The organism is Paenibacillus sp. TSA_86.1, from assembly GCF_052691815.1.
Genome location: NZ_JBQZGE010000016.1, coordinates 23848 through 47161, shown reverse-complemented (window position 1 = coordinate 47161; position 23314 = coordinate 23848). Strand labels below are relative to the sequence as shown.

The 23314-nt window shown below is 47.7% G+C and carries 14 protein-coding genes; 7 read left to right on the top strand and 7 right to left on the bottom strand.

Annotation, left to right across the window (positions count from 1 at the left end; genetic code table 11):
- Both ACUTVW_RS22855 and ACUTVW_RS22850 read right to left on the bottom strand, forming a co-directional pair.
- On the bottom strand, positions 1–1704 hold the full coding sequence (locus ACUTVW_RS22855; protein ID WP_445647872.1) for a DUF11 domain-containing protein: 1704 nt from the start codon (positions 1702–1704) through the stop codon (positions 1–3).
- Positions 1701–8414 (bottom strand): DUF7507 domain-containing protein, encoded by a 6714-nt coding sequence (locus tag ACUTVW_RS22850; RefSeq protein ID WP_445647871.1) that lies wholly within the window; start codon positions 8412–8414, stop codon positions 1701–1703. Before ACUTVW_RS22850 ends, ACUTVW_RS22855 begins: the two co-directional genes overlap by 4 nt.
- A 230-nt stretch (positions 8415–8644) precedes the next feature.
- Here ACUTVW_RS22850 and ACUTVW_RS22845 point away from each other — a divergent pair, with 230 nt between their 5' ends.
- A complete protein-coding gene (locus ACUTVW_RS22845; protein WP_445647870.1) occupies positions 8645–9763 on the top strand; it encodes a GGDEF domain-containing protein in 1119 nt (372 codons plus the stop codon).
- Positions 9764–9880: 117 nt separating this feature from the next.
- On the opposite strand, the gene ACUTVW_RS22840 is transcribed toward ACUTVW_RS22845, so the two are convergent.
- The gene (locus tag ACUTVW_RS22840) at positions 9881–10405 is read right to left on the bottom strand and encodes a hypothetical protein (protein ID WP_445647869.1); all 525 of its coding nucleotides are present in this window, start codon (positions 10403–10405) and stop codon (positions 9881–9883) included.
- Positions 10406–10491: 86 nt separating this feature from the next.
- Positions 10492–12129, bottom strand: coding sequence for a diguanylate cyclase domain-containing protein (locus ACUTVW_RS22835; RefSeq protein WP_445647868.1), 1638 nt, complete (start codon positions 12127–12129; stop codon positions 10492–10494).
- A 311-nt stretch (positions 12130–12440) separates the two neighbouring features.
- Here ACUTVW_RS22835 and ACUTVW_RS22830 point away from each other — a divergent pair, with 311 nt between their 5' ends.
- From ACUTVW_RS22830 to mnhG, 6 genes are read left to right on the top strand one after another with little or no spacing between them, the layout of a single operon-like run.
- Positions 12441–15395, top strand: a complete 2955-nt coding sequence (locus ACUTVW_RS22830) for a Na+/H+ antiporter subunit A (RefSeq protein WP_445647867.1) — start codon at positions 12441–12443, stop codon at positions 15393–15395.
- Position 15396: 1 nt separating this feature from the next.
- Positions 15397–15735, top strand: coding sequence for a Na(+)/H(+) antiporter subunit C (locus ACUTVW_RS22825; protein WP_342555763.1), 339 nt, complete (start codon positions 15397–15399; stop codon positions 15733–15735).
- Positions 15728–17206 carry a Na+/H+ antiporter subunit D gene (locus ACUTVW_RS22820; protein ID WP_445647866.1) on the top strand — a complete coding sequence of 493 codons (1479 nt, stop codon included), beginning with the start codon at positions 15728–15730 and terminating at the stop codon, positions 17204–17206. Before ACUTVW_RS22825 ends, ACUTVW_RS22820 begins: the two co-directional genes overlap by 8 nt.
- 6 nt (positions 17207–17212) lie before the next feature.
- Positions 17213–17689, top strand: a complete 477-nt coding sequence (locus ACUTVW_RS22815; protein ID WP_445647865.1) for a Na+/H+ antiporter subunit E — start codon at positions 17213–17215, stop codon at positions 17687–17689.
- The gene (locus tag ACUTVW_RS22810; RefSeq protein WP_445647864.1) at positions 17689–17973 is read left to right on the top strand and encodes a Na(+)/H(+) antiporter subunit F1; all 285 of its coding nucleotides are present in this window, start codon (positions 17689–17691) and stop codon (positions 17971–17973) included. Before ACUTVW_RS22815 ends, ACUTVW_RS22810 begins: the two co-directional genes overlap by 1 nt.
- Positions 17957–18349 carry a monovalent cation/H(+) antiporter subunit G gene (gene mnhG / locus ACUTVW_RS22805; RefSeq protein WP_434751443.1) on the top strand — a complete coding sequence of 131 codons (393 nt, stop codon included), beginning with the start codon at positions 17957–17959 and terminating at the stop codon, positions 18347–18349. The genes ACUTVW_RS22810 and mnhG overlap by 17 nt, the downstream gene beginning before the upstream one ends.
- Before the next feature lie 335 nt (positions 18350–18684).
- Here mnhG and ACUTVW_RS22800 read toward each other — a convergent pair whose 3' ends face one another.
- The 3 genes from ACUTVW_RS22800 to ACUTVW_RS22790 form a co-directional block, all read right to left on the bottom strand.
- Positions 18685–19803, bottom strand: a complete 1119-nt coding sequence (locus tag ACUTVW_RS22800) for a rhamnogalacturonan acetylesterase (RefSeq protein WP_445647936.1) — start codon at positions 19801–19803, stop codon at positions 18685–18687.
- Positions 19804–19942: 139 nt separating this feature from the next.
- A complete protein-coding gene (locus ACUTVW_RS22795) occupies positions 19943–20962 on the bottom strand; it encodes a dienelactone hydrolase family protein (RefSeq protein WP_445647863.1) in 1020 nt (339 codons plus the stop codon).
- 116 nt (positions 20963–21078) lie between these two features.
- Positions 21079–23238, bottom strand: coding sequence for an MMPL family transporter (locus ACUTVW_RS22790; RefSeq protein WP_445647862.1), 2160 nt, complete (start codon positions 23236–23238; stop codon positions 21079–21081).
- Positions 23239–23314: the final 76 nt, after the last annotated feature.

The window sequence follows — 23314 nt, the reverse complement described above, 5'->3', positions numbered from 1 at the left end:
CTACTCATCCCGATTCTCTACCAGAATGCTGTACTCATTCGATCTAGACTCTCCTGAACGTTTTTGTCCGTTCCACTCATATGTGTAGAGGGCCGTTAAATACCCCTGCTCTATACCCGTTTGTTCAGGCGCCAGCTGTACAAGATAGGCTAATTCTTTTTCGGAATCCGGCCCCAGCTCACCGATGTGGAGATACCTTGGGGCCGAATACTCCGGTACATTTAACTGCATCTGACCGTCCTCCTGGCCCACCCATTTGGCACCTTGAGGCAGAATATTACCTAGTTGTACACGAGCAGACAACGATCCTGTGTTCATAACTCTTACTTTAAAAGTTACTGTACCTCCTTGTTCTACAATGGCAGGGAAAGTCTCGACATGAACCTGGATCACAGGTGCCCTACGCTCGAGAACAGCTTCATTGGAAAGAAGTTTTCGCTGAACCATACGAGAATCTGGCAAACGGAATGTGTAGAGCAAAACTGCCCGATTCACAAAACTGCGCTGATCTGTAATCATGGTATCTGTTGCTCCCATAGCCCCTTCAACTAGAGCTTCAAATTGAATATGTAGCTCAGAGCGGGCAGTTAACGTACCCAGATCCACCCCTTTATTTGGGTTTGCACCCGGGCGCTTGACTCCATTCCAACTTAGACTACCTTCAACAAAGGGTAGCGCTTCTGGTAAAACATCCTGTAGTTTGGCATCCACTGCATAATTACTCTTGTTAGACACCTTGATATGATAGCGCACCCGATCTCCGGGTATTGCTGTAGCAGACGATACACTTTTAACGACGGATATCTGGGGTTCGACGATCAGGATGGTGACCACATTGGAATAAACGGTTTCTCGTCTGCCTGCGACGATGTATTTCAAAACGGCTTCACTCGATAATTGGCTCACTCCTTGGCCACCTGTTACCTGTACACGATATTGCACACGCATAACACTTCCTGGCCCAATCTCTCCAAGATCAATTCCCGTATCCGGTGTGACCTGTGGTGCGAACATATCGTTAATCGTCACACTCGCCGGGATAAAGATGACACCTGCTGGCAACGTCGCCATTAACTCCGTATTTGTCGCCACAGCAAAACCCGGGTTATTTACCAAAACGGTGTACATCAGGATATCTCCAGCAAAGGTGTGGCTTCGTTCGACTTGCAAACTCACTTCGAGCCGTGACGTTTCAATACCAATTTCAACAACGTTAGACTTCTCCGTCCCGTTAACCGTTCTTCCTTCTGTGGTAACAAACTCGTAGTTCACTTCTGCCTGATTCAGCAACTGGAGAGCCGGGGGCACTCGCACAATGACTACCTGAAAGTGATAAGTCAGCACTGCGCCCGGTACAATCTCCGCAGGAGGCAGTCCTTGCGTAAGAGAGACTCCTGGCAATGGGATGCCATCCCGCAGCACACTGTTCGGCAGAAGTGAAGTTTCAGGAGAAAGCGGGTCCACCACACGGACAATTGCCGTGCGGTTTCCCGAATTCATGATTTCAATCTGATAAGTCAGCGACTGACCCAGAACAGCTGTTGTTGTATTACAACTTTTGCTTACTTTGATTCGGGGGCCAATCCATGGCGTAACTACCGTGTTGGAATAAGCCACCTGTTCCAGTTCAGTCGTACCCGAGCTGAATCGAACCAGGGACTGATTCTTTAACCAGTGGGACAACGTACCTGGAATCTCGCTCATATCACCACAACCTCTACATTGAATGTAACTGTAGTAGAAGCTCCGGCAGCAATGGAACCCAGTGTGATACCTGTATTCGGATTACCTGTTGGTCTCGCCACACCGTTTACTACCACACTTCCCGGCACAAAGACAGTTCCGGCGGGTACAGGGTCAACCATGACAACATTGTTCACTGTTTCTATGCCGCTATTGGTAACTACCACCGTATACGTGATTACATCACCGACCACGGCATCAATAGCACTGGTGCTTTTGACAACAACGACATTAGGAGCCGATACCGGAATAATAAGTACATTAGAAGATACCGTTCCAGTTAATACACGTCCGTCTGGTGGGCTAAATGTATAGTTCGCAACGGCTTGGTTGCTCAATTGCTGATTTTGTGGCAGTGAATCGACCGTAACCCCTAGGGTGACCGTTACATTCACTGATCCGCCAGGAGGAATGCTGCCTACAACGATACCCGTTTCAGGATTGGCACCTGGCTGTGGCACACCATCGATCAGGACACTGTTCGGTAACAGCACGGCCCCGGTCGGGATATTATCGGTTAATGTAAGATTCGCAACAAGGTTTCCGCTGTTGTTAATTGTGAACGAATATACAATGTCATCGCCAATCGTAGCATTCGATGTGCTGGCTGTTTTGGATACAGTAACAATCGGCTGATAGATCGGCGTGACAATCGTATTGGAATACGCTGCTCCAGAGAACACACCCGATGTAAAACTTACAGAAGATTGACTGCTAACTTGCGGCAGTGTTGGAAGTGAGTTGACGCGAACAGCGTAAGATACCGCAATTGATTCTCCGGGAGCCAAGGTACCCAGCGCAACCCCGAGTGCAGGGTTCGCCGACGGACGAGGTGTACCGTTAACCAAGACACTTCCTGCAACAAACGTGGTCGCCGGGTCGATAGGATCCGTCAGAACGATGTTGTTAACCGGGTCAATGCCGCTGTTGGTGACAACCATCTCATACACAATCGTGTCACCTACGACGGCATCTGTTGATGTTGTTGTTTTCACGACGGTGACATTTGGTGCGGATACTTGAATAATTAGTGTGTTCGATGTAAGGCTTCCGCCAAGTGTTCTTCCATCCGGTAGCGTGTAAGTAAAGGTAGCTGACGCCTGATTCGTAATGGACTGGCTCACGGGCAGTGTTGTAATAACAATTGAAAAGGTGACGATGGTCGTGGTTGATACCACACCTAGGGAAATACCTGAGGCAGGGTCAGCACCAGGCGCGGAGGCTCCATTAATAATGACACTATTCGGTACAAACTCTGTACCGGCAGGAATGGTATCTGTCAGTGTTACCGTAGCACCATAGTTTCCCGTATTCGTGACAGCAATGCTGTAGATGACGGTGTCACCTACCGTGGCAATGGCTTGATCTCCCGTTTTAACCGCAGCCAGGATCGGCTGGTATACCGGAGTTGAGACCGTATTGGAGAACGTTGTAGCAGAAAAAGCTCCTGACGTAAAACTTACTGTTGATTGATTGTTCAAAACAGCCGTCGCCGGCAGACTTGTAACACTCACACTAAATACAACGGTTACGGTGACTCCAGGTGCAATGGAACCGAGGGTGATCCCCGTGGAGGGATTTGCATTCGGGCGTAACACGCCATCCACAAAAACACCGCTCGGCGCGAGGACTGTACTCACAGGCAAAGCATCCGTAAATATGACATTGCTGACATTGGCAATACCATTGTTGGTCACTGCAATGCTGTACGTTACGATATCGCCTACAGAAGCGGCTGTGGACGTTGTGGATTTAACAACAGCCACGTCGGGTGCAGACACCGGAATCGTCAGAACGTTAGACAGCACTCCTCGGGTAATACTTCTTCCATCTGGCAATGTGAACGACAATGCAACTGAAGCCTGATTCACGAGTTGTTGCGGACTTGGGAGCGTCTCAACCACAACGGAAAACGTAATGGTCGTGGTTGCTCCTGCAGCTACATTCCCTGCTGCAATGCCTGTCGCCGGAGTGGCGGCTGGCAGTGGCTGCCCGTTCACAATAACACTATTCGGAACGAACACGGTGCCCGCTGGCAAATTGTCTGTCAGATTAATCTGCGCTCCGTAATTCCCTTGATTATTCACACTGATGGTATAGCTGACTGTATCACCTACGGTCGCATTCTGTGTGCTGGCCGTTTTCTGTGCTGTTAATACAGGTTGAAATACGGGTGTTAACACCGTATTCGAAAACGTTGTACCTGAGAATGTGCCGGAGGTGAAGGTGATGGTTGACCGGTTACTCAGCTGATTGTTTGGAGGAATATCATTCACACGAATGCTAAACGTAACGGTTGCTGTTGCGCCCGGCGCGAGGGTACCCAGCGGTATTCCCCCTGATGGACTTGCCGCCGGTTCTGATACACCGTTTACTGTTACACTGCCCGTAACAAATGAACCTCCGGATGGAATAGGGTCTGAAAACTGCACACTGTTCACGGGTGCAATACCACTGTTCGTCACCAATACGGAATAAACCACCGTGTCACCCACAGTAGCGGCTGTAGATATTGTACTTTTAACCACACTTACATTAGGGGATGAGACAGGGAAAGTAAGTGTGTTGGACGTGGCTGTTCCTGTCAACGTTCGTCCGTCGGGTGGTGTAAAAGTAAACGTCGATGATGCAAAATTACTAAGCTGCTGCGGGGATGGCAAGGAATCCACAACAACCGCAAATGTAACAATTGCGGTTGCACCCGCCGCTACAATACCTACTGGAATGCCAGTGCCAGGCGTAACTCCCGGCTGTGGAACACCCGAGACAACCACACTGTTGGGCACAAGGGTTGTCGCTGCCGGGATAGTATCCGTGACAGTAACATTCGCCTGAAGGTTACCCGTATTACTCACCGTGATGGTATAAACAACGGTATCTCCCACGGTAGCATTTATCGTGTTTGCCGTTTTAACAAGAGCAATCTGCGGCTGTATCACAGGAGTCTGCGTTGTATTCGAAGATGATGAACCCGAAAAGGAGCCAGAAGTAAAGCTGACCGTCGACTGATTGTTAATCTGCGAAGGGATCGGCATAGTTATCCTCACCTCAAAAGTTACGGTTACTTCAGCTCCTGGAGCCAAAGTACCGATTGGAATGCCGGCGGTCGGATTGGAGAGCGGTGATGCAACGCCGTTCACCAGGACACTTCCGGGTATAAATGGGGTGTTCGAAGGCAGCGGATCGATAAACACGACATTGTTGATAGCGGTTGTTCCATTGTTTCGAATCACAGAAGTATAACGGATCACATCCCCGGACACCGCGTAATCAGCGTTGTCACTTTTAACAATGCTGACATTAGGCAAGGACACCGGGATGGTGACCGTATTGGATGAAACAAAACCTGCGATGACTCTTGCACTTGGCAGGGTGTAGCTGTATGAGGCCACAGCTTGGTTAATCAACTGTCTTGGATCAGGCAGACTTGTGACCGTTGCAAGAAAAGACAACGTTACTGATGCTCCGGCAGCTAATGTTCCCAGATTGATTCCTGTATTAGGGCTAACACCTGGGGCCGGATTCCCGTTAATCAGGACGCTATTGGTGACAAATATAGCTCCGGCAGGAACCGGATCGGTTAGTGTAACAATTGCCGGGATGTTACCAGTGTTCGTAATCTGGACATTGTAATTAAAGGTGTCTCCCACGGTCAGACTCGTTGTACTTGCCGATTTCACCACTTGAATGACCGGTTGATAGATCGGGGTGTTCACCGTTACTGATGAAGACACACCATTGAAGCTACCTGATGTAAAAGCAGCACTTGCCCTGTTGGTTACTACACCCGATGCAGGAACAGCAGTAACCCTCGTTTGATACTTCACCGTTACACTCGTGGAACTACTCAGTGTTCCGATAGCGATTCCGGCAACTGGACTTGCATTACTTTGCACCACTCCGTTGACTGTGACACTCCCTGGTATGAATTCTGAACCCGTAGACGGCGTATCCGAAAGGATCAGATTCTGTACAGCATTTGTTCCTGCATTCGTAAGGACAACTGTATAGGTTAGAGCATCCCCAACGGTAGCATCTGTCGTATTTACGGTTTTGGATATGCTAATATTGGGTGCTGAAGCAGCTATACGAACAATATTAGAAAATGAGCTGCCAGACAGATTACGCCCGCTTGGTAGCTGATACGTATAAGAAGCTGTTCCCTGGTTCTCCAAAACAGGTGGTGAAGGTAATGATACAAGTGTGGCACGAAACACCACGGTCGCAGTTCCCGAAGGCGCAAGCGTTCCTAATGTGATACCAGTCAGCGGACTTGTTCCAGGTCTGGCTATGCCGTTAACCGTTACCGAATCGGGTACAAATGTCAGCCCAGCCGGAATGGTATCTGTTACATTAACTTGTACGGCAATATTCCCGGTGTTGCTAACAACGAGTGTGTAAGCAAGCTGATCCCCCAGCGTTGCATTGGTTTGACTTGCCGATTTGACGATATTAATGACAGGTTGATACACAGGGGTTGTTATGGAATTTGAATTCGAAATACCAGTAAATGCACCTGAACTGTAAGAAACAGCAGCCCGGTTAAGCAGTGATCCGCCCGTAGGCACGGATTGCACACTCACCTGAAAAGTCACCGTTGCGGAAGTAGCCGCATTTAATGTTCCCAGAGCGATCCCACTTCCCGGATTAGCAGACGGTACACTCGTGCCCCGAACCGTGACACTTCCGGGAACAAAACTCAATCCTGATGGAAGACTATCCGTCAGGATCACATTGCTGATCGGCTGTATGCCCCCGTTCGTTGTTACCACCGAATACGTAAACGTTTCTCCTACTGCAACATCCGTGACCATTGCTGTTTTAACCACGTTAACATTCGGCAAAGTTGCCGGAATGGAGAGTGTATTGGATGCAGCCGTCCCTGTGATGGTCCGTCCGTCTGGTGAGTTAAACGAATACGTCGCCGTTGCCTGGTCAACCAGAGTAGGAGGTGTAGGCAAGTTAGTCACCAGTACTTGGAACGTAATCGTGGTCACACTTCCTGCAGCCAGTGTACCTAAATTAACGCCTGCAGCCGGATTAGCTCCTGCAACAACCGTTCCATTCACACGGAAACTGCCAGCTACATAAGTACTACCCGCTGGAATATTATCAGCAATCGTAACATTTGCTCCTACATTTCCTCCGTTGGTTACCTGTAACGTATAGGTTACTTGATCGCCCACCGTGGCATTAGTTGAATTAGCAGATTTCACGATCGACAGGTTCGGCGAATAGACAGGAAGAGTCGAATTATTAGAGGGAATGACACCACTAATGATGGGGCCGCCCGCAACGCTCTGAAAAGTAAATGCGGCATTCGCAGAATTGACGAGTTGCAAAGTGCTTGTATCGTTTGTAATCTGAGCACGGTAAGTTACGACAACACTGCTGTTGAGGGCCAAAGAGCCTAAAGGTATACCTGATGTCACATCCAGTGTTGGCCTAAACACACCACCTACCGTGATGCTACCAGGTACAAAGGTTAAACCGGCAGGCAGCGTATCCGACAGAACTACACTGGCTGCACTAGCCGAGCCGCCATTCGTAATGGTAGCTGTATACGTGACAGTATCCCCCGCTACGGCCCCCGTTGCTGTAAATGACTTCGCTACGGTAATCCGCGGTGCGTTAATATCGACTTGTATGGCATTTCCATTCACGATGTACGCATCACCAGAGGTGGTTAGTGTTAAGACGGCAGAAGACTGATTGTTAATCAGCCTTGCGGAAACATCCACATTCGTGATATCCCACCCCTGACGCCCACCGACAATATTCGTCCCTGGTGCTCCATTGATCTGATTACGGGTTCCAAAGGTTCCTGTCGTATTCAGTGCCCCTGTATCACCGTTAATCTGTGACGCAAAAAAATTGGCCGCCAGATTGTTTGGCCCAGACAATGCAACTGAAGTTGCGGAAGTCGCTCCGAATAACGCCTGATCTCCTGTCCGGTTTGCATCCCCCTCCTGCGCACTGAACAGCGCCCTACCTCCTAAGGCTCCAGAAACTGGTGTTGCAAAGCCGGTAAGAGTGGTAACAACTGGCGCTGAAGAGGCTTGAACCAGTACCCCTCCCGCACGTAGGGACATGTTTCGGAAAGGCAAATTGCCATTTTGATAGATGACGCCCAGCGTCCAACCCGCATGGTTGGCTGTAGCATCATTAGTGATCACAATCGTACCCACGACCCCGCCGGTGACATATGTACCTGCTCCCCCATTTTGCACAAGAGTAGTGACGTTAGCCGAGCGAACATACCCTGCTGCATTGTTGCCAAGGTCAAACTGATTATATGTGGCCGGGTCTGGCGTAACACTGAACGTACCTGCAGGGGTGGTAAACGAAACCGGATTATTGATTGCAGCACTCAGATTGACTGTACCATTGATATAACTTCCGCCCCAGATCAACTCCGCATAAAGAACCGTACTTCCTGCTGGCAGCACCAGAATCGCTGCTGAGCTGTTGCTCTGGTACAGGCTGGTTGTCCCAGCAGGATACGTCCCGAAAGTGGAAGCTGTGTTGATCGTTGTAAATCCTCCGATACTGTCCTGTGTTCCCGGCACCCCTACCGTTTCGGAACGGCTTAATCCCAGAGTATTGCCCGTAAACGTAATTGCCCCTGTAGCGTTGACGGTTGAACGAACGACAAGAGGAATGGATTTCACCTCCCCTTCAGCAAAATAAGAATCCTCAAATAGAGCCTGTTATCAGTCTATGATGCAGAATCAGGAAATTTGTATGTCCACTTCCGAAAGTTTGCATATCGTCTGGATTATTATGTAAGGTTTATTATCATGTTTAACATTTTATCTCTTGCGTTTTGCCAATTGTATCTTATAATCAACATATACGAGAGTAATCTGTCGTATCATTTTGATGCAGTCAGCGGTGATATATGAACAGTCCTTCAGAGCATAGCAGCCATATTCCAAGAGAGTATGAGATCAAACATTCCAAATGGTTACGTAAAATGCTTCATGCTTATTTGGTCGTTGTTATCGTACATTTCTTTGTACAAATTGCTTGTTATCTTTTTTTGAAATATGATCGTGCCCCCCTGGATTTCATCGTAAACGTTCTGTTTTGGCCCACAGCCCTAGCTGTTTTTTGCATTCTACTCACCAGCTACATGGATCGAAAATTTCCTTCCTGTTCGTTCTATACGATGTCCGTCACCAGTACAGTGATCGCCTGGACCATTATTCATGTAAACTATGACATTCGGATTATGCCAGCCATATGTCTATTGCCGATCTTTGCCTCTGTTTTGTTTTTTGACAAGAGGCGTGTTTGGTTCATTTGTTCATTGCAAATGGCAGCCTATGGTCTGCTTCTAATCGATCCGGCTTACCGTGAATATCTTAGCTCGTTCGATATGGTTTCTATTCCGGTCTTCCTGATCCTGGCCACCTTTGTGGCGCAAATCATTGTAACTAGCGGTGTCGAGGTACTGGACGATTTGCAGACAAGCATGAACGCCAAGGAAGACCTTATCGTACGGAATGCCATTATCGCTAAACAGTCCAAAACAGACGGGTTAACCAATCTTTATAATCAAAGTTCGTTTAAAGATTATTACGAGAAGGCATTTGAGTATGCTAATCTTGGGATGAGTCTGCATTTGGCGCTGATCGATATTGATGATTTTAAAGTGATCAATGATACGTATGGTCATCGTGTGGGCGATATTATTTTGGAAAAGGTATCTTTAATCATTCAGGAGAGCATTACGGCAAGTGATATTGCTGCAAGGTATGGCGGTGAGGAATTTGCTTTGTTAATGTTTGAGCAATCTTTCGAGCAGGCGTATGATCTGGTTGAACTTATCCGGCAAAAAATTTCACTGATGGGCCACCTTGAACTTGAAGGGTCATCCATTACCGTAAGCATTGGTCTTAAGGGATACAATCTGGATGTGAGCAAAGATAAATTGTTTGAAGACGTGGATGCTTGCTTATATGCTGCGAAACGTACGGGGAAAAACAAAACGGTAACGTCACTGGTTCCCGCCTGACTATTGACGAGCCAGTAATACAAAAAGTTGTGTTGTATACGCCGATAACCCGGGATACAACACAACTTTTTTTTCATACGAACCCGCCTGTTTTTCGAACTGTCATTCTTTCATTCGCTATGCTTCTGCCCATTCCCAGCGATGGCGATATTGCTCCAGTCTTGGATGCATCTCTCCGGGCTGACCGTCAATGATAAGACGCAATTCCTTGATCCAGTCTGTAAAAGAGTCAAAAGATGCCCACTGATTAGCCATCTCTGTGGTCATGTACAGAAAAAGAGGAACTGTATATTCAGCTTGAATATGTCGCAGAGCTGTGTCTATAGGGGTATACTTTTTTCGTTTCCCCTCCAGTCCCTCTACCCTTATCGGTAAAGACGAGTGATCGTGTCTCCATTCATGAAGGCGGTCGTCTCTTTTGTGATAGGGCTGAACCGCATCTCGGCTCATTCGCCTCACCGTGCTCTCATGTAATGGATAGAGCACCAGCTGTTTAAAAGCTCTGGTATTCATAATGCCCGCTGCCCGTTCCAGCTGTTCGTCCGTCACATTCTGGAACGAGTCGTAAAAGATCAATGTTCCCTTGCGGCTGGGTGCAACAGGTTCATAACCAAAGGGCACGTTCGCGTATTTTCCAGACATACTCTTCCCTCCTCTCTGTTTCTATCATCATTCATCCACACCTGAATGCTTAATAACTTCATACATCATAGATCTATTATATGCTATTACTTCTCATCCAACTCGGAATAAAATGTCACTCTGTTCTTGCCCGCACGTTTGGAACGGTACAGCGCTTCATCGGCCATTCGAATAATATCACTTGGATTGTTGCTATTCGTCGGGTACTCAGCTCCGCCAATACTACAGCCAATATGAACTCGCTCATACTCAATAATAAATGGTTTGTTCAAACTTTCAATGATCCCTTGCGCATACTGGATCGCTTCCTGCCGCGTATCATCTCCGACAGACCGCAGTACAATGAGGAATTCGTCACCGCCAAGCCGTACCGTTATACCGTCCTCATGACTTAGTGCTGTAAGACGCTGAGCAACCTTTTGCAGCAAAACGTCACCCGTTTGATGTCCCAGCGAATCGTTCACACTTTTGAACCCGTCCAGATCCAGATAGAGAAAAGTCAGCGTATGACCCTCACTTTCCATCTCCAGTGACTCCTCAAGATACTGTTCAAGCGCTGTGCGATTTTTCAATCCGGTCAGTTGGTCATATTGTGCCAAATTCTGCATAACAACCAGTTCAGAGTCTTTATTCATGATCGAAGATACCATGTTACGCAGTGAACGTGACAATGCTTCAATCTCCTTCAGTCCTTTGGTCTCAGGGATGTCAATATTCTCCCCTGCGCTGAGACGATCTGCAACACGGGTTAATCGAACCAGAGGAGCCGAGATTACTCTGGAGAGAAGCCAGCCAATCGGTGCAAACAACAGCATCACAACGATGCCAGCCCATATGTTAAACCATTTTAGATCAACAACAGATGAGTAGGCCTCCGCTTTACCCTGACGAATGATGATTGTCCAGCCTAACCCTGGATAATCTTTATATCCCTGACTATAGGCCAGCCCGGTGACATATTCCTTACCATCCGGCCACTTTTCGGTGGACCAACCACTCTTGCTGCTCCGGCGTTCTCCTATTCCCTCCAGTGTAAGTGGTTTACCTACCCACTCTTTGGGGCCAAGAAGCACGGTGTGCTCTTTTTTGCTGACGATAAAGAATTCAATATCCTTCTCCTCACGTTGTAACGGAATGAGTACAGAAGCCTCGACTTCTTTGGCCCACGCCCAACTGAGATGTGCTGCTAATACACCTCGAATCTGTCCTTGACTGTCCTTAAGCGGGAAGCTGATATCCACAAATTGCAGGGGCTCTCCCGTTGGATTCGGTAACAGTTTTGCGAGCAGCACAGCATTATGTACATCTCCAATAAATTTACCCTTCATTCCCTCCTGAAACACGGGTCTTTCCGATAAATTTTTGCCCATAAGAATTCCGTCTGTCGCAGCTAACACTTCTCCCTTTGGATCCATGAATCCAACCCAGGAAAATGAGGGAAAGCTATTTTGCAACTGATCCAGCAGCAATTGGATATCCGCGGGGTTAAATCGATCATTCATTGATGCCATGTTGCCTAAAAGATTCATTTCACCAGAACGTGAGTACATGAAACGATCCAACTTGTCCACGGTTTGTACAGCTGTCCCTTCAAGGGAATGACCAATTTCGGTTTCCACCGCATCAAATGATTTTTGGCTGAAAATATAGCCAATGGTTAAGATAACAAACAGAGATAACACAGCGAAAATGACGGTGAGCACCGTTCTAAGTTTAAATGACATAATTCCTCCTGCACATACGGTGAACCGCTCTTACAATCTCAACCATCTACAGCTCTGCGCTGCAAACATGATAAGAAATAGCTCTCACTTATTTTGAATTATATCGGTATTTTAGTTTGCATTATTAATATATGCATCCATACAAAATTCACCCAAAAACCGACCGAGTTTCTTCTATTCAAAGAATAGTCACGATTCTGTATATACAAACTTGGGTTATGTAATAGAGAGAGCAAGCAAATCCTTAGAGGATTGCGCCTGTATGTCCACATAGAGAATGACTAGAAAATAAACATTGGGGGTGTAATTATTTGAGCCTGCTTCACGTTGCTGTTATTTTGCCTTTTGCAGCTGGCATCCTTCTTGCCATGTTACACAGACTCTTTCGTAAAATTCACTTAGGATGGGCGGTACTGCTTGTACCTACATCGTTATTCGTTTATTTCGCGAGCAAGATCTCTGCGGTGTCTCAGCGTCAACCGGTATCCGGTCATATTCCCTGGATTCCGTCCCTCGATATCGGATTTAATCTATATTTGGACGGACTCAGTTTACTGTTAACACTGTTGATTAGCGGAATTGGCGTACTTGTTGTCTTCTACTCGATTTTTTATATGAGCAAGACAGAGGCGTTAAACCGCTTCTATCTCTATCTGTTAATGTTTATGGGAGCCATGCTTGGTGTCGTATTGTCAGACAACATGATCGTCCTGTATGCATTCTGGGAACTGACCAGCATCACATCATTCCTGTTGATCGCCTTTCATTACAAACGCAAAGCTTCAACATCTGGTGCACAAAAATCGTTCCTGATTACGGTTTTTGGCGGGTTCGCCATGCTTGCCGGATTCATGCTTATGTACCTGATGACAGGCACGTTCAGCATCCGTACAACCATTACCGATTGGGCTCATATTCAGGATAGTCCATTGTTTCTGCCGGCTTTGGTTCTGATCCTGATTGGCGCGTTCACAAAATCGGCACAGTTCCCGTTCCACATCTGGTTACCTGATGCTATGGAAGCACCAACACCAGTGAGTGCGTATCTGCACTCCGCCACCATGGTCAAAGCCGGATTATATGTTGTTGCCCGTTTCACACCGATTTTCGGTGGACAGGGACTCTGGTTCTGGCTTGTAACAGGTGTAGGATTACTTACTTTAGGTTACGGATCATTTCTAGCCGTTAAGAAAAATGATCTCAAGGCCATTCTCGCCTATTCGACAATCTCACAACTCGGTCTGATTATGTCCCTCTTCGGGATTGGATCTGCTGCTCTCTATTTCGGATATGGAGAATCTTCTACAATATACACCGTAGCCATTACCGCTGCGCTGCTCCATCTATTCAACCACGGTACGTTCAAAGCCGCACTCTTTATGGTAGCCGGCATTATCGATCACGAGACAGGTACACGGGATATTCGTAAGCTTGGCGGGCTGGCCGCATTCATGCCCATCACATTCAGCTTGGCGCTCATCGGTTCACTAGCCATGGCCGGTATCCCGCCGTTTAATGGATTCCTCAGTAAGGAATTATTCTTTCAAGCGATGGTACAAATTACTGAACTCCGTGTCTTTGGATTAGGCTCATGGAGTATTCTGCTACCTGTCATCGCATGGCTTGCCAGCGTTTTCACATTGATCTATGCTCTCATTTTCGTGTTCAAAACATTCCTCGGTCGTAGCCGAAGTGAGCTGCCTGCCGAGAAATTACATGAAGCGCCAGTCGGGTTGCTCATCCCGCCGCTCGTTCTGGGTGCGCTGGTCATCGGTTTTGGACTCTTTCCGGATCTACTATCCGGGTCACTAATCGAACCAGCCATGGCTGCCGTTCTCCCTTCCCTACTCCATGGGAATGAACGCTTTGATGTACATTTCTCACTATGGCATGGCTGGACTCCCGAATTGTTCATGACCATCGGTGTTGTTATTCTCGGGGTCATGCTCTACAAGTTGCTGCCACGATGGAGGAATATTTATGAGCACTACCCACAAGGGCTGACAATTAACAACATGTATCATGTGGTTCTGGACAACGTACAGCACTTTGCACGTAAATGGACAGAAGCTTATATGAATGGCTCCGTCCGTAATTACCTAGTCTATATTTTCTCATTCACCGTTGCCTTGCTGGTCTACGCTTTCTTCCGCTCTGGAGAAAATATTACGTGGAATGTGCAGGATAATGCACCCTATTCATTCTACGAGGTTGTATTGCTGGTGACTCTGATTGCAGCTGCCGTTTCCATACCTTTTGCCAAAAATCGCTTATCTGCAGTAATTATGACTGGAGCTGTCGGTTATCTGGTTACCTTGCTGTTTGTCCTGTTCCGGGCACCGGATCTGGCCCTGACTCAGATGATTGTGGAGACGGTCTCTGTTGCACTGTTCCTGCTCTGCTTCTATCATCTACCTGAGTTACAACGCGGCAAGTCAAGTCCCCGTTATCTCACGGTCAATATGATTGTCGCCATTTCGGTAGGGGTTGTCATGACATTCGTCGCTCTTGCCGCAAGCGGAACAGCATCCTTGGACAGTATCTCCACATACTTCCTTCAGGAAGCTTACAGTTCAGCGGGTGGTAAAAATGTTGTGAATGTGCTGCTGGTGGATTTCCGTGGTTATGATACTTTATTAGAAATTATGGTTCTTGGTGTGGCATCTCTGTCCATCTACTCCATGATCAATCTGAACCTCGAAGCGAAGGATCTCGGAGCCCGACTGAAATTCCGCAAAAAAGAAGAGAAACAGGACGAAGAACCCGAGCTTGATGATGAGGCGGATAACACCAAGAAATATGGCAACCGCGAGCGTAGCACCTTGTCGTGGGATACGGTTCCTTTGCAAAGTAATGATGTTTTGCTACAAACCACGACGAAAGTGGTTGTATTTATCATTCTGACCTTCTCGATGCATCTGTTCTTTGCCGGACATCATAATCCGGGCGGTGGTTTCATCGGTGGTCTCGTCACGGCAGCTGCCCTGGTGCTTATCGCTCTGGCCTTCAGCACCGATACGATACGCAAAGCACTGCCCATCGATTTCAGAAGTTTAACCGCCATCGGTTTGGGTATAGCCTTGCTCACCGGCGCAGGTTCATTTCTGTTCGGCGTACCCTTCCTCAGCCAGACGTTCGGATATTTCGAACTGCCATTGCTGGGTGAAACGGAACTGGCTACAGCCATGCTGTTTGATCTAGGCGTATACCTCGCTGTGCTCGGCGTCACCATGACTATCATTTTACAGATCGGGGAGGATCGTTGATATGGAAATATTGATGTGTGTGGCCGTAGGTATTTTGTTTGCGGTTGCCGTCTTTTTAATCTTGTCACGGAGCCTGCTCCGTATCGTACTTGGCATGTCGATTCTGACACACGGGGTGCATCTGCTATTAATTACGATGTCGCGTCTCAAAACAGGCGCACCCCCACTGCTTGGAGAAATGGCCGAGAAATACGTCGATCCTCTTCCCCAAGCCTTGATTCTAACGTCTATTGTTATCAATTTTGGACTGACCGCCTTCTTCTTTGTGCTTTCGTATCGATCTTATCTCAAGCTCAAAACGGACGATATGGAAGAAGTAAGGAGGCGTCCATATGAATAATCTGGTCGTTCTGCCGATATTGCTTCCACTGATCACAGGGGTTATCGCACTGTTGTTTTTCCGTAACATAAACTTGCAGCGCGTTGTAAGTGTTATTGGTCTTGTGGCATCAGCTACGGCCTCTACGTTCCTTATTACACATGTAGCGCAATCCGGTGTCCTAACGCTTAATATGGGTGGATGGAAAGCGCCTTACGGAATTGTGCTTGTGGCCGACATGGTTGCAGCCCTGCTCGTCGTAGCGGCTTCCATTATCGCCCTAGTCTGTCTGCTCTATGCTTTTCGCAGCATCAACAAAGAACGGGAGCAGCATCACTTTTATCCCTTCTTTCATTTTTTGATCGCAGGCGTGAACGCCTCTTTCCTGACCGGTGACTTGTTTAATCTTTTTGTCAGCTTCGAATTAATGCTGATCTCTTCATACGCGCTCATTGTACTCGGAGGCACGGAAAGACAATTGCGGGAGACAATCAAATATGTACTCATTAATATCGTGTCCTCCGCCTTATTTGTAGCTTCCATCGGTTTTCTGTATTCCATTACAGGTACGCTGAACATGGCCGATTTGTCGGTCCGTATTGCCGAGATTGGACAGAGCGGAGTTGTCACGTTGATTGCGGTTCTTTTCCTGATCGTATTCAGTATTAAGGCCGGTTTGTTCCTGTTCTTCTGGTTGTCTGGCTCTTATGCAGCACCACCTGCTATCGTTACGGCACTGTTCGCAGGTTTGCTCACTAAGGTTGGTTTGTATGCCATTGTGCGGACATTCACGTTGATCTTCTATCATGACCCGGACTTCTTCAATGCCTTAATTGGCTGGATGGCTGGTGCAACGATGATTCTGGGTGTTGTCGGTGCGATCTCGTATCGTGATGTGAACAAAATTCTGATCTATAACGTTGTAGCCGGAGTAGGCTTCGTTGCCTTCGGGATGGCGGCTGCCAGCCGTACCGCTCTGGAAGGGCTGTTATTCTATATGCTGCATGACATGTTGATCAAAACACTGCTTTTCCTGCTCGGCGGCGCTCTTATTGCCGTGGCTGGCACATCCAGGCTCGATAACATGGGCGGATTGATCCAACGTTATCCCATGCTGGGATGGATGTTCTTCATCAGTGCGCTCGCACTTGCAGGGCTGCCTCCATTCAGTGGATTTCCGGGAAAACTGATGCTCTTTGAGGGCGGCCTGGAGGCCGGATTATATGGTCTGACCGGGATCGCCGTGCTCTCTAGTCTGCTCATGCTGTATTCGGTACTCCGCATCTTCATTCAGGCGTTCTGGGGTGAGCCTCCTGCGGGGATGGCAAGGCGCCCTTACGCGGTGAACGGACTACTGATTCCTGCCGGAATTCTGTTTGCTTTCATCATCGTCATGGGTCTGGGTGCTGAAGGCATGTTCCAGCTAACTTCCCGCGCAGGCGATATTCTGCTTCACCCCCATATTTATATTGATGCCGTATTGAAGGAGTAGATGTCTATGGCCTTTCAGATTGTACTCAATCTTATCATTGCATTTGTCTGGATGTTTCTGAATAATGCCTGGAATGGTGTTGGTTTTCTCGTTGGATATATGCTCGGACTACTCTTGATCGGAGGTATGCGGCGTTTCTTCCCGCAGCGCTTCTACATCATTCGGGTCTGGGCCATCCTCAAGCTGATTGGGCTGCTGTTCAAAGAACTTGTTCGCGCGAGCATCGAGGTTATTCGTGAGATTGTTAAACCACGACTTGATATTCGTCCTGGGATTTTCACGTATCGCACACAGCTATCTTCGGATTGGGAAGTGACCCTGCTCTGTCTGATGATCTCCTTAACGCCGGGTTCACTGCCGCTCGAAATCTCGGGCAATCAGCGCAAGCTTTTTATTCATGCACTGGATATCAAGGATGAAGAAAAACTGCGAAATGATATTCAGAATACGTTTGAAAAAGCAATCATGGAGGTGACACGTTAATGTTAACCTCACTGCTATTTATTTCACTGCTCATTCTGTCCCTGGCAATTCTGGCCTGTCTGTACCGCGTTCTTCGCGGGCCTTCCATGGCTGACCGAATTACTGCACTTGATACAATCGGAATCAATGTCATCGCCATCGTAGCTGTACTCTCCATGATGCTGCAGACACAAGCTTATCTGGATATCATTTTGTTGATCGGCATCCTTGCTTTTCTGAGCACGGTGGCATTTGCACGATATATTGAACGAGGGGCGGTGTTCAAAAATGAAGGAGATCGTTAGCGGCACCGCTGAAACGGCCATTGGACTGCTCGTGCTGCTTGGTGCCCTGCTCAGTGCACTCAGTGCCTTCGGACTTCTTCGCCTGCCCGATGTATATTTAAGAGCCCATGCTGCTACCAAAAGCATGACACTTGGCGTGTTTTGTGTGCTAAGCGGCGCCTTTTTCTTCTTTTGGTATTTCGACAACTATATCAGCGCTCGGCTGTTACTGGGTATACTGTTTGTGTTCATCACCGCTCCTGTTGCGGGACATCTGAACGGCCGTGCCGCCTATCGTACCGATGTGCCTCTATGGGAGCAAAGTGTGCAGGACGAACTGGAACCGTTGCTGAAAGGCAAAAAAATGAATCACGAAGAGAAGGACATGATGGAATAGCTTATATAAATCGAATGAATCGGTTTACACTTAACACTCCGATGACAGAATAACCTTCCGATCGCTGTTATCCCCGGATTTTTCTGATTCTCTTTTCCAAAGGGGAAAATCCGGTGATAAAGGCGAGCGCGTTGCTTCTTCAGGTTTTTTCTGTCCTCTCCGTTAATGTGTAAAAAAAATAATTCAACTTATATAGTGGCGAATAATAAATAATAAAATCCCCCGGAGGATGTGTCGCTTCGTTAGCGGCTCTCCTCGGGGGATTTCTGTTATAATCTAAATATCGTTTGTATACTTTGATGCAGATAGCATTTACCCACCAAACTACTCTCTTATCAAAAACCGTTTAAGCCTTGGCGTTTCAGTTCCGCAGCTACGATACGAGCAAGCTGTGCTGCTCCCTGCCGGTTCGGATGCAGGCTATCGCCATTCATGTACAGTGCCAGTGTAGCTGCTTGCCCAATGGAAGTAAAGTACGCCGAGCTGAGCTTATTCAGATCCACGAGAGTAACTCCCTCTTCCTGAGCCAGTGCACGCGTAGACGCATTATACCAACGATTCTCTGCTTGATGCACATTCGCCGAATTAAAGTCCGTTGCCCGGCCCTGTGGTGTGGAGAGAATTACGGTCGCCCCTTTGTTTTTCGCCTGTTGCACCATATTTCGCATAATTTCTTTGAACTGTGCCTCGGTTGTATTGTTTTTGGCATTGGTATCGTTAATTCCGAGCTGTAGGATGAAATAATCACCCGGCTTAATATATTTCAGAATCGCTTCCATCTGGCCATCATCACGGAAACCCCTGGCAATCTGCCCGCTAGTAGCCATATTACGAACCTGGAAGGTAGCATTGTTCACATAGGACGGGAACAGTTGCCCCCAACCTCCCTGCACGCTGCTTCCGAGCGGGTAATAGTTACATACCGTTGAGTCTCCACCAATATAGATCGTACGATTCGTAACAGGCTGATTGGACAGTTTCCGAATTTCAAGGGCACTTAGCGTAAACGCGGTACCTGCCTTTCCTTCTGTCACCAGCAGGTTCAGCTGTCCGTCCGTCACTGGAATCTGGAATTGATCGGTGGCGCCGTTGCCCGTCATATTCATGATCTGGTATACCCCTTCTGCTGCTACACTGGCTCTGGCCGTGTTACCCAGAGTCACTTTGACCTCGTACAGACCATTCGAAAGATCAACATTGAAGGTATTATCACTTTTCGTACCGAATTTCAAAAACTGAACAGCATCACTTCGAACACCGCTGCCTGACGCGGAGACATTCTTCATATTAGCCGGTGTGTTGAATCCGTAGCCCCGTGCAGCTGTATAGGCGGTTGTGGCAGACACTCCAGTATATCCGTTCTCCACTGCCCCGGAGCCAAAATCAAATTTGTAATGATCGGATCGGGCCTCGGCAACCGCTCCTCCACTACTTCCAATCCCAACTGCAATCATACTTGTAGCAAGTACAGTGCATAACATCATCCGTATAGAAGTTGACCATTTCATCATATAATCCATGCTCCTCCCGAATTAAAATGATACCGTGTGTACCCATCCGAATGCAGATCATGATGAAATATTACAATGAAAATTACAATACCTGTTCAAGCCAATCATAGGCTTTTGCACCGCTAATCTCATGTCCGCCGTTGAAATAATCTGCATCCAGTGCTTGCTCCGCACCAGCATGCTCATAGATTATTTTCAACCGTTCGTGAGCCTCACGCGCCGAATGAAGCGGAAAAACCAGATCTTCACTTCCAATCTCCAAAAAGAGAGGGCGCGGAGCAATTAGACCGATGATATCCGGCAGCTCTGCTTCCTGCAGAATCCCCGGAATGTAGTTGTCGAGACAATGATTTCGATCCAGAATACTGCCATGAAACGTGCTTGCATAACCACTGACCACGACCGCTTTACATCGTTCGTCCAGTGCTGCCGTAAAGGCAGTAACCAGTCCCCCGCCGGAGATGCCCATGCTGCCGATCCGCTCAGAATCCACTTCTGGCCGAGTGGATACATAATCCAGTACACGTATTGTTTCATATACTCGGTGTCCCGCAAGCGTTTGGCCTACCATAAGCAAATGGGCAGCAATCTTGGTACAAGAACTTGCGCCCGGTGGTGCCTCCCGATCCTCATCCAGCCTTCTGTCCCCAAACCCCAGCAGCTCTGGAGCAGCAACAACATATCCACGCTTCACAAGAGCGACTGCAAAGTCTTTGTGTAATCCCGGCTCCCCTACCCGCGGTGAACCATCCGGTTCCATACCACAGATTTCCCGACTCCCGTACCCATGACCATGGCAGGCAACAATAGCAGGTCTTTTCGTATCGGTAGCGCTTACATGTTCAGGAATCAAAAGGTAGATGGGCATCCGTAACCCTGCATACGTTGTGATCTCAATCCGTTCCCGAATGTAACCATCACATGGAACACGTTCCAGTACGACAGGGTTCAATGCAACGGGCGCCGTTGGAAAATCCCCCAGCCGTTCCTGGACACGTGTACGCAGTTGAGTTTGCCATAACTCCAAGGGTTGATCTACATCATAAGCAGAACGGCCGCTAAGATTGGTTTGTTGCTGCAGATAAGCTTCGATTTCGGACATGATTCAGTGTACCTCCTATATGTGCTGGAATGATGCTAATGTTGAATTGAAATATTTGGTAACCCTTATCTATTATAGTACTAGAAGTAACCTAGTCGCCACCTTTAGTTTTAGAACTACATCCGGCCCGGCAGCCACCAATTCCATTTCCCCATCAGTTTCATCAAAGACGGCACAAGCACCAGGCGGATCACGGTAACATCAATCAAAACGGCGGCCGTTATCCCAATCCCAAGCTGCCTCACTCCTTCGACTTCAGCAAATGCAAAAGGCACAGTTACAGCCAGTAAGATGCCTGCGGCCGACGTAATTAAACGGCCTGTGGAAACCAGTCCTTGTTGAACCGCTTTGTCGCTGTCTCCTGTTTGTCTGTATACTTCTTGAATCCGGCTTAGCATAAAAACACCGTAATCCATTGATATACCAAATACCAACCCAGCGATGAATACAGGGATCATAATCGCGACGGCTGACGGTCCCAACCCCAGATGTCCCTCGTTAAACACCCATACCAATATACCAAAAGAAGAGGCCAGACTGAGTAAATTCATCAGAATCGCTTTTAATGGTATTAGTAGAGAACGAAATGCCATGAGCAGCACCAAATAATTGCTTACAACTACAAATACCAACACTTTGGGCAACTGCTGAACAATTTCATGCATAATCTCATCCTCATATACTGCTTCACCGCCATAACGAATCGGAATGCTTTCTGGCATGGCTGTTACATCATCAGCTCTTGTCTGCCGGAGCCATTCTTTCATCTCATCTGAACCCGCTTCCCCGTAAACACCAACTGTTAATCGGATGAAAGAATCCGACATGTCCTCTGACGAGCTGATACTCACCACGCTTGTATCCTCTTGAAACTTGGTTACTTTATCGTTAGCGACCTCCCAATGAGAGGTTGTTAACGGAGATCCCTTTTCCCCAATGATGATATCGACCACGGAAATATGTTCCTGACCAAAATTACGCTGGATTTGTTCTAACGCCTGACGGGACTCCATTCGTACAGGTAATGAAGAAGCATCGGGAACGGACAAATCCATCCGTGTAACGGGAAATACACACCATAAAAGAAGTGTTGTGCCTGCAAGCCCCATCCATACAGGACGCTTCATAACCATCGTTGACCAGCGGTGCCAGAAACTGCGTTCTCCCCTCTTATCCTTGGCTCTCTGACCTGAAATACCCGATTGGGATACCATACGGCGTGCAAATACTCGCTTTGCATTCAGTGAAAGAATAGCAGGCAGCAACGTTACGTTCAACAGAAACGACAGCATCAGAACAATGATAGCGCCTAGTGATACACTGAGAAACATAGGCAGTCTGATCCAGAGCAGACCCAGCAAACCCAAGCACACACATGCCGCCGAGAACAGAACAGCACGCCCCGCTGTGCGCAATGTCCGCTGTAGAAGATCACGTTGCACCGCACTGCCGCGTTCAAAGTCAAACTCGCCTCTACTTGCGTAAACATGTTGTAATTCTTCCCTATACCTGCTCATCATAATAAGTGCAAAATCAATGCTAAGCGCCATTCCCACCATTGGAATCACGTTGATAATAAAGTTGGACAGCTCCAGATCATGACCGAGCAGAGACGTTATTCCCATCGCTGTAATGACGGCACTGATCCCCATCATTACGGCAATACATGCTGCATATAGTCCCCGGAATGCAAAACAAAGAACGATTAGAGCAATCGGCAGGCCCACGATCTCTGCCCGTTCCAAATCCCTAAAACTCAATCGATTAACATCCTGTTGCACGACCGTCTTCCCTGTCAATTGCACCGTTCCGGGGAGACGAGTCTCTTTATTCACTTCAAGGAGCTCACGCAGATGCTCTAATGGAAGCTTCATCCGATGAGGTGCAATATCCATATGGAGCAGCGCATAAGCCTGATCTTCACGCATTATTCTACCTTGTGTGCTCGCATCCAGAGGTGAGATAACAGAGGATATGGCTGGCAAAGTTTGGACTGCTGCAAGCTGTTCTTGAATCCATTCTCTGAAGACCTTCACAGAAGTATCGGGATGTTTATTAAAAAGCAAAACCACCGGATCAGGTGGTGTACCAAACTCCTGTTCCAATATCCGTTCCACGGCTTGAGCTTGTCCCTGAACCAGCTTCAACCCGTGATCCTGAACCATGTCAGGCAGCTTCCACGCCCATACGGCTGACATCCCGATGATAAACAGCCAACAAAGTATGATAAACCGCGGATATCGGCTAATGAAGGCAGCCAGGCTCCGATATCCCATACCCAAGCTCCTCTGCTTATAAATTGAGTTTGTCAATTATGACCAATGCCATGAGACTTGCTTCGTGTAGTACAAG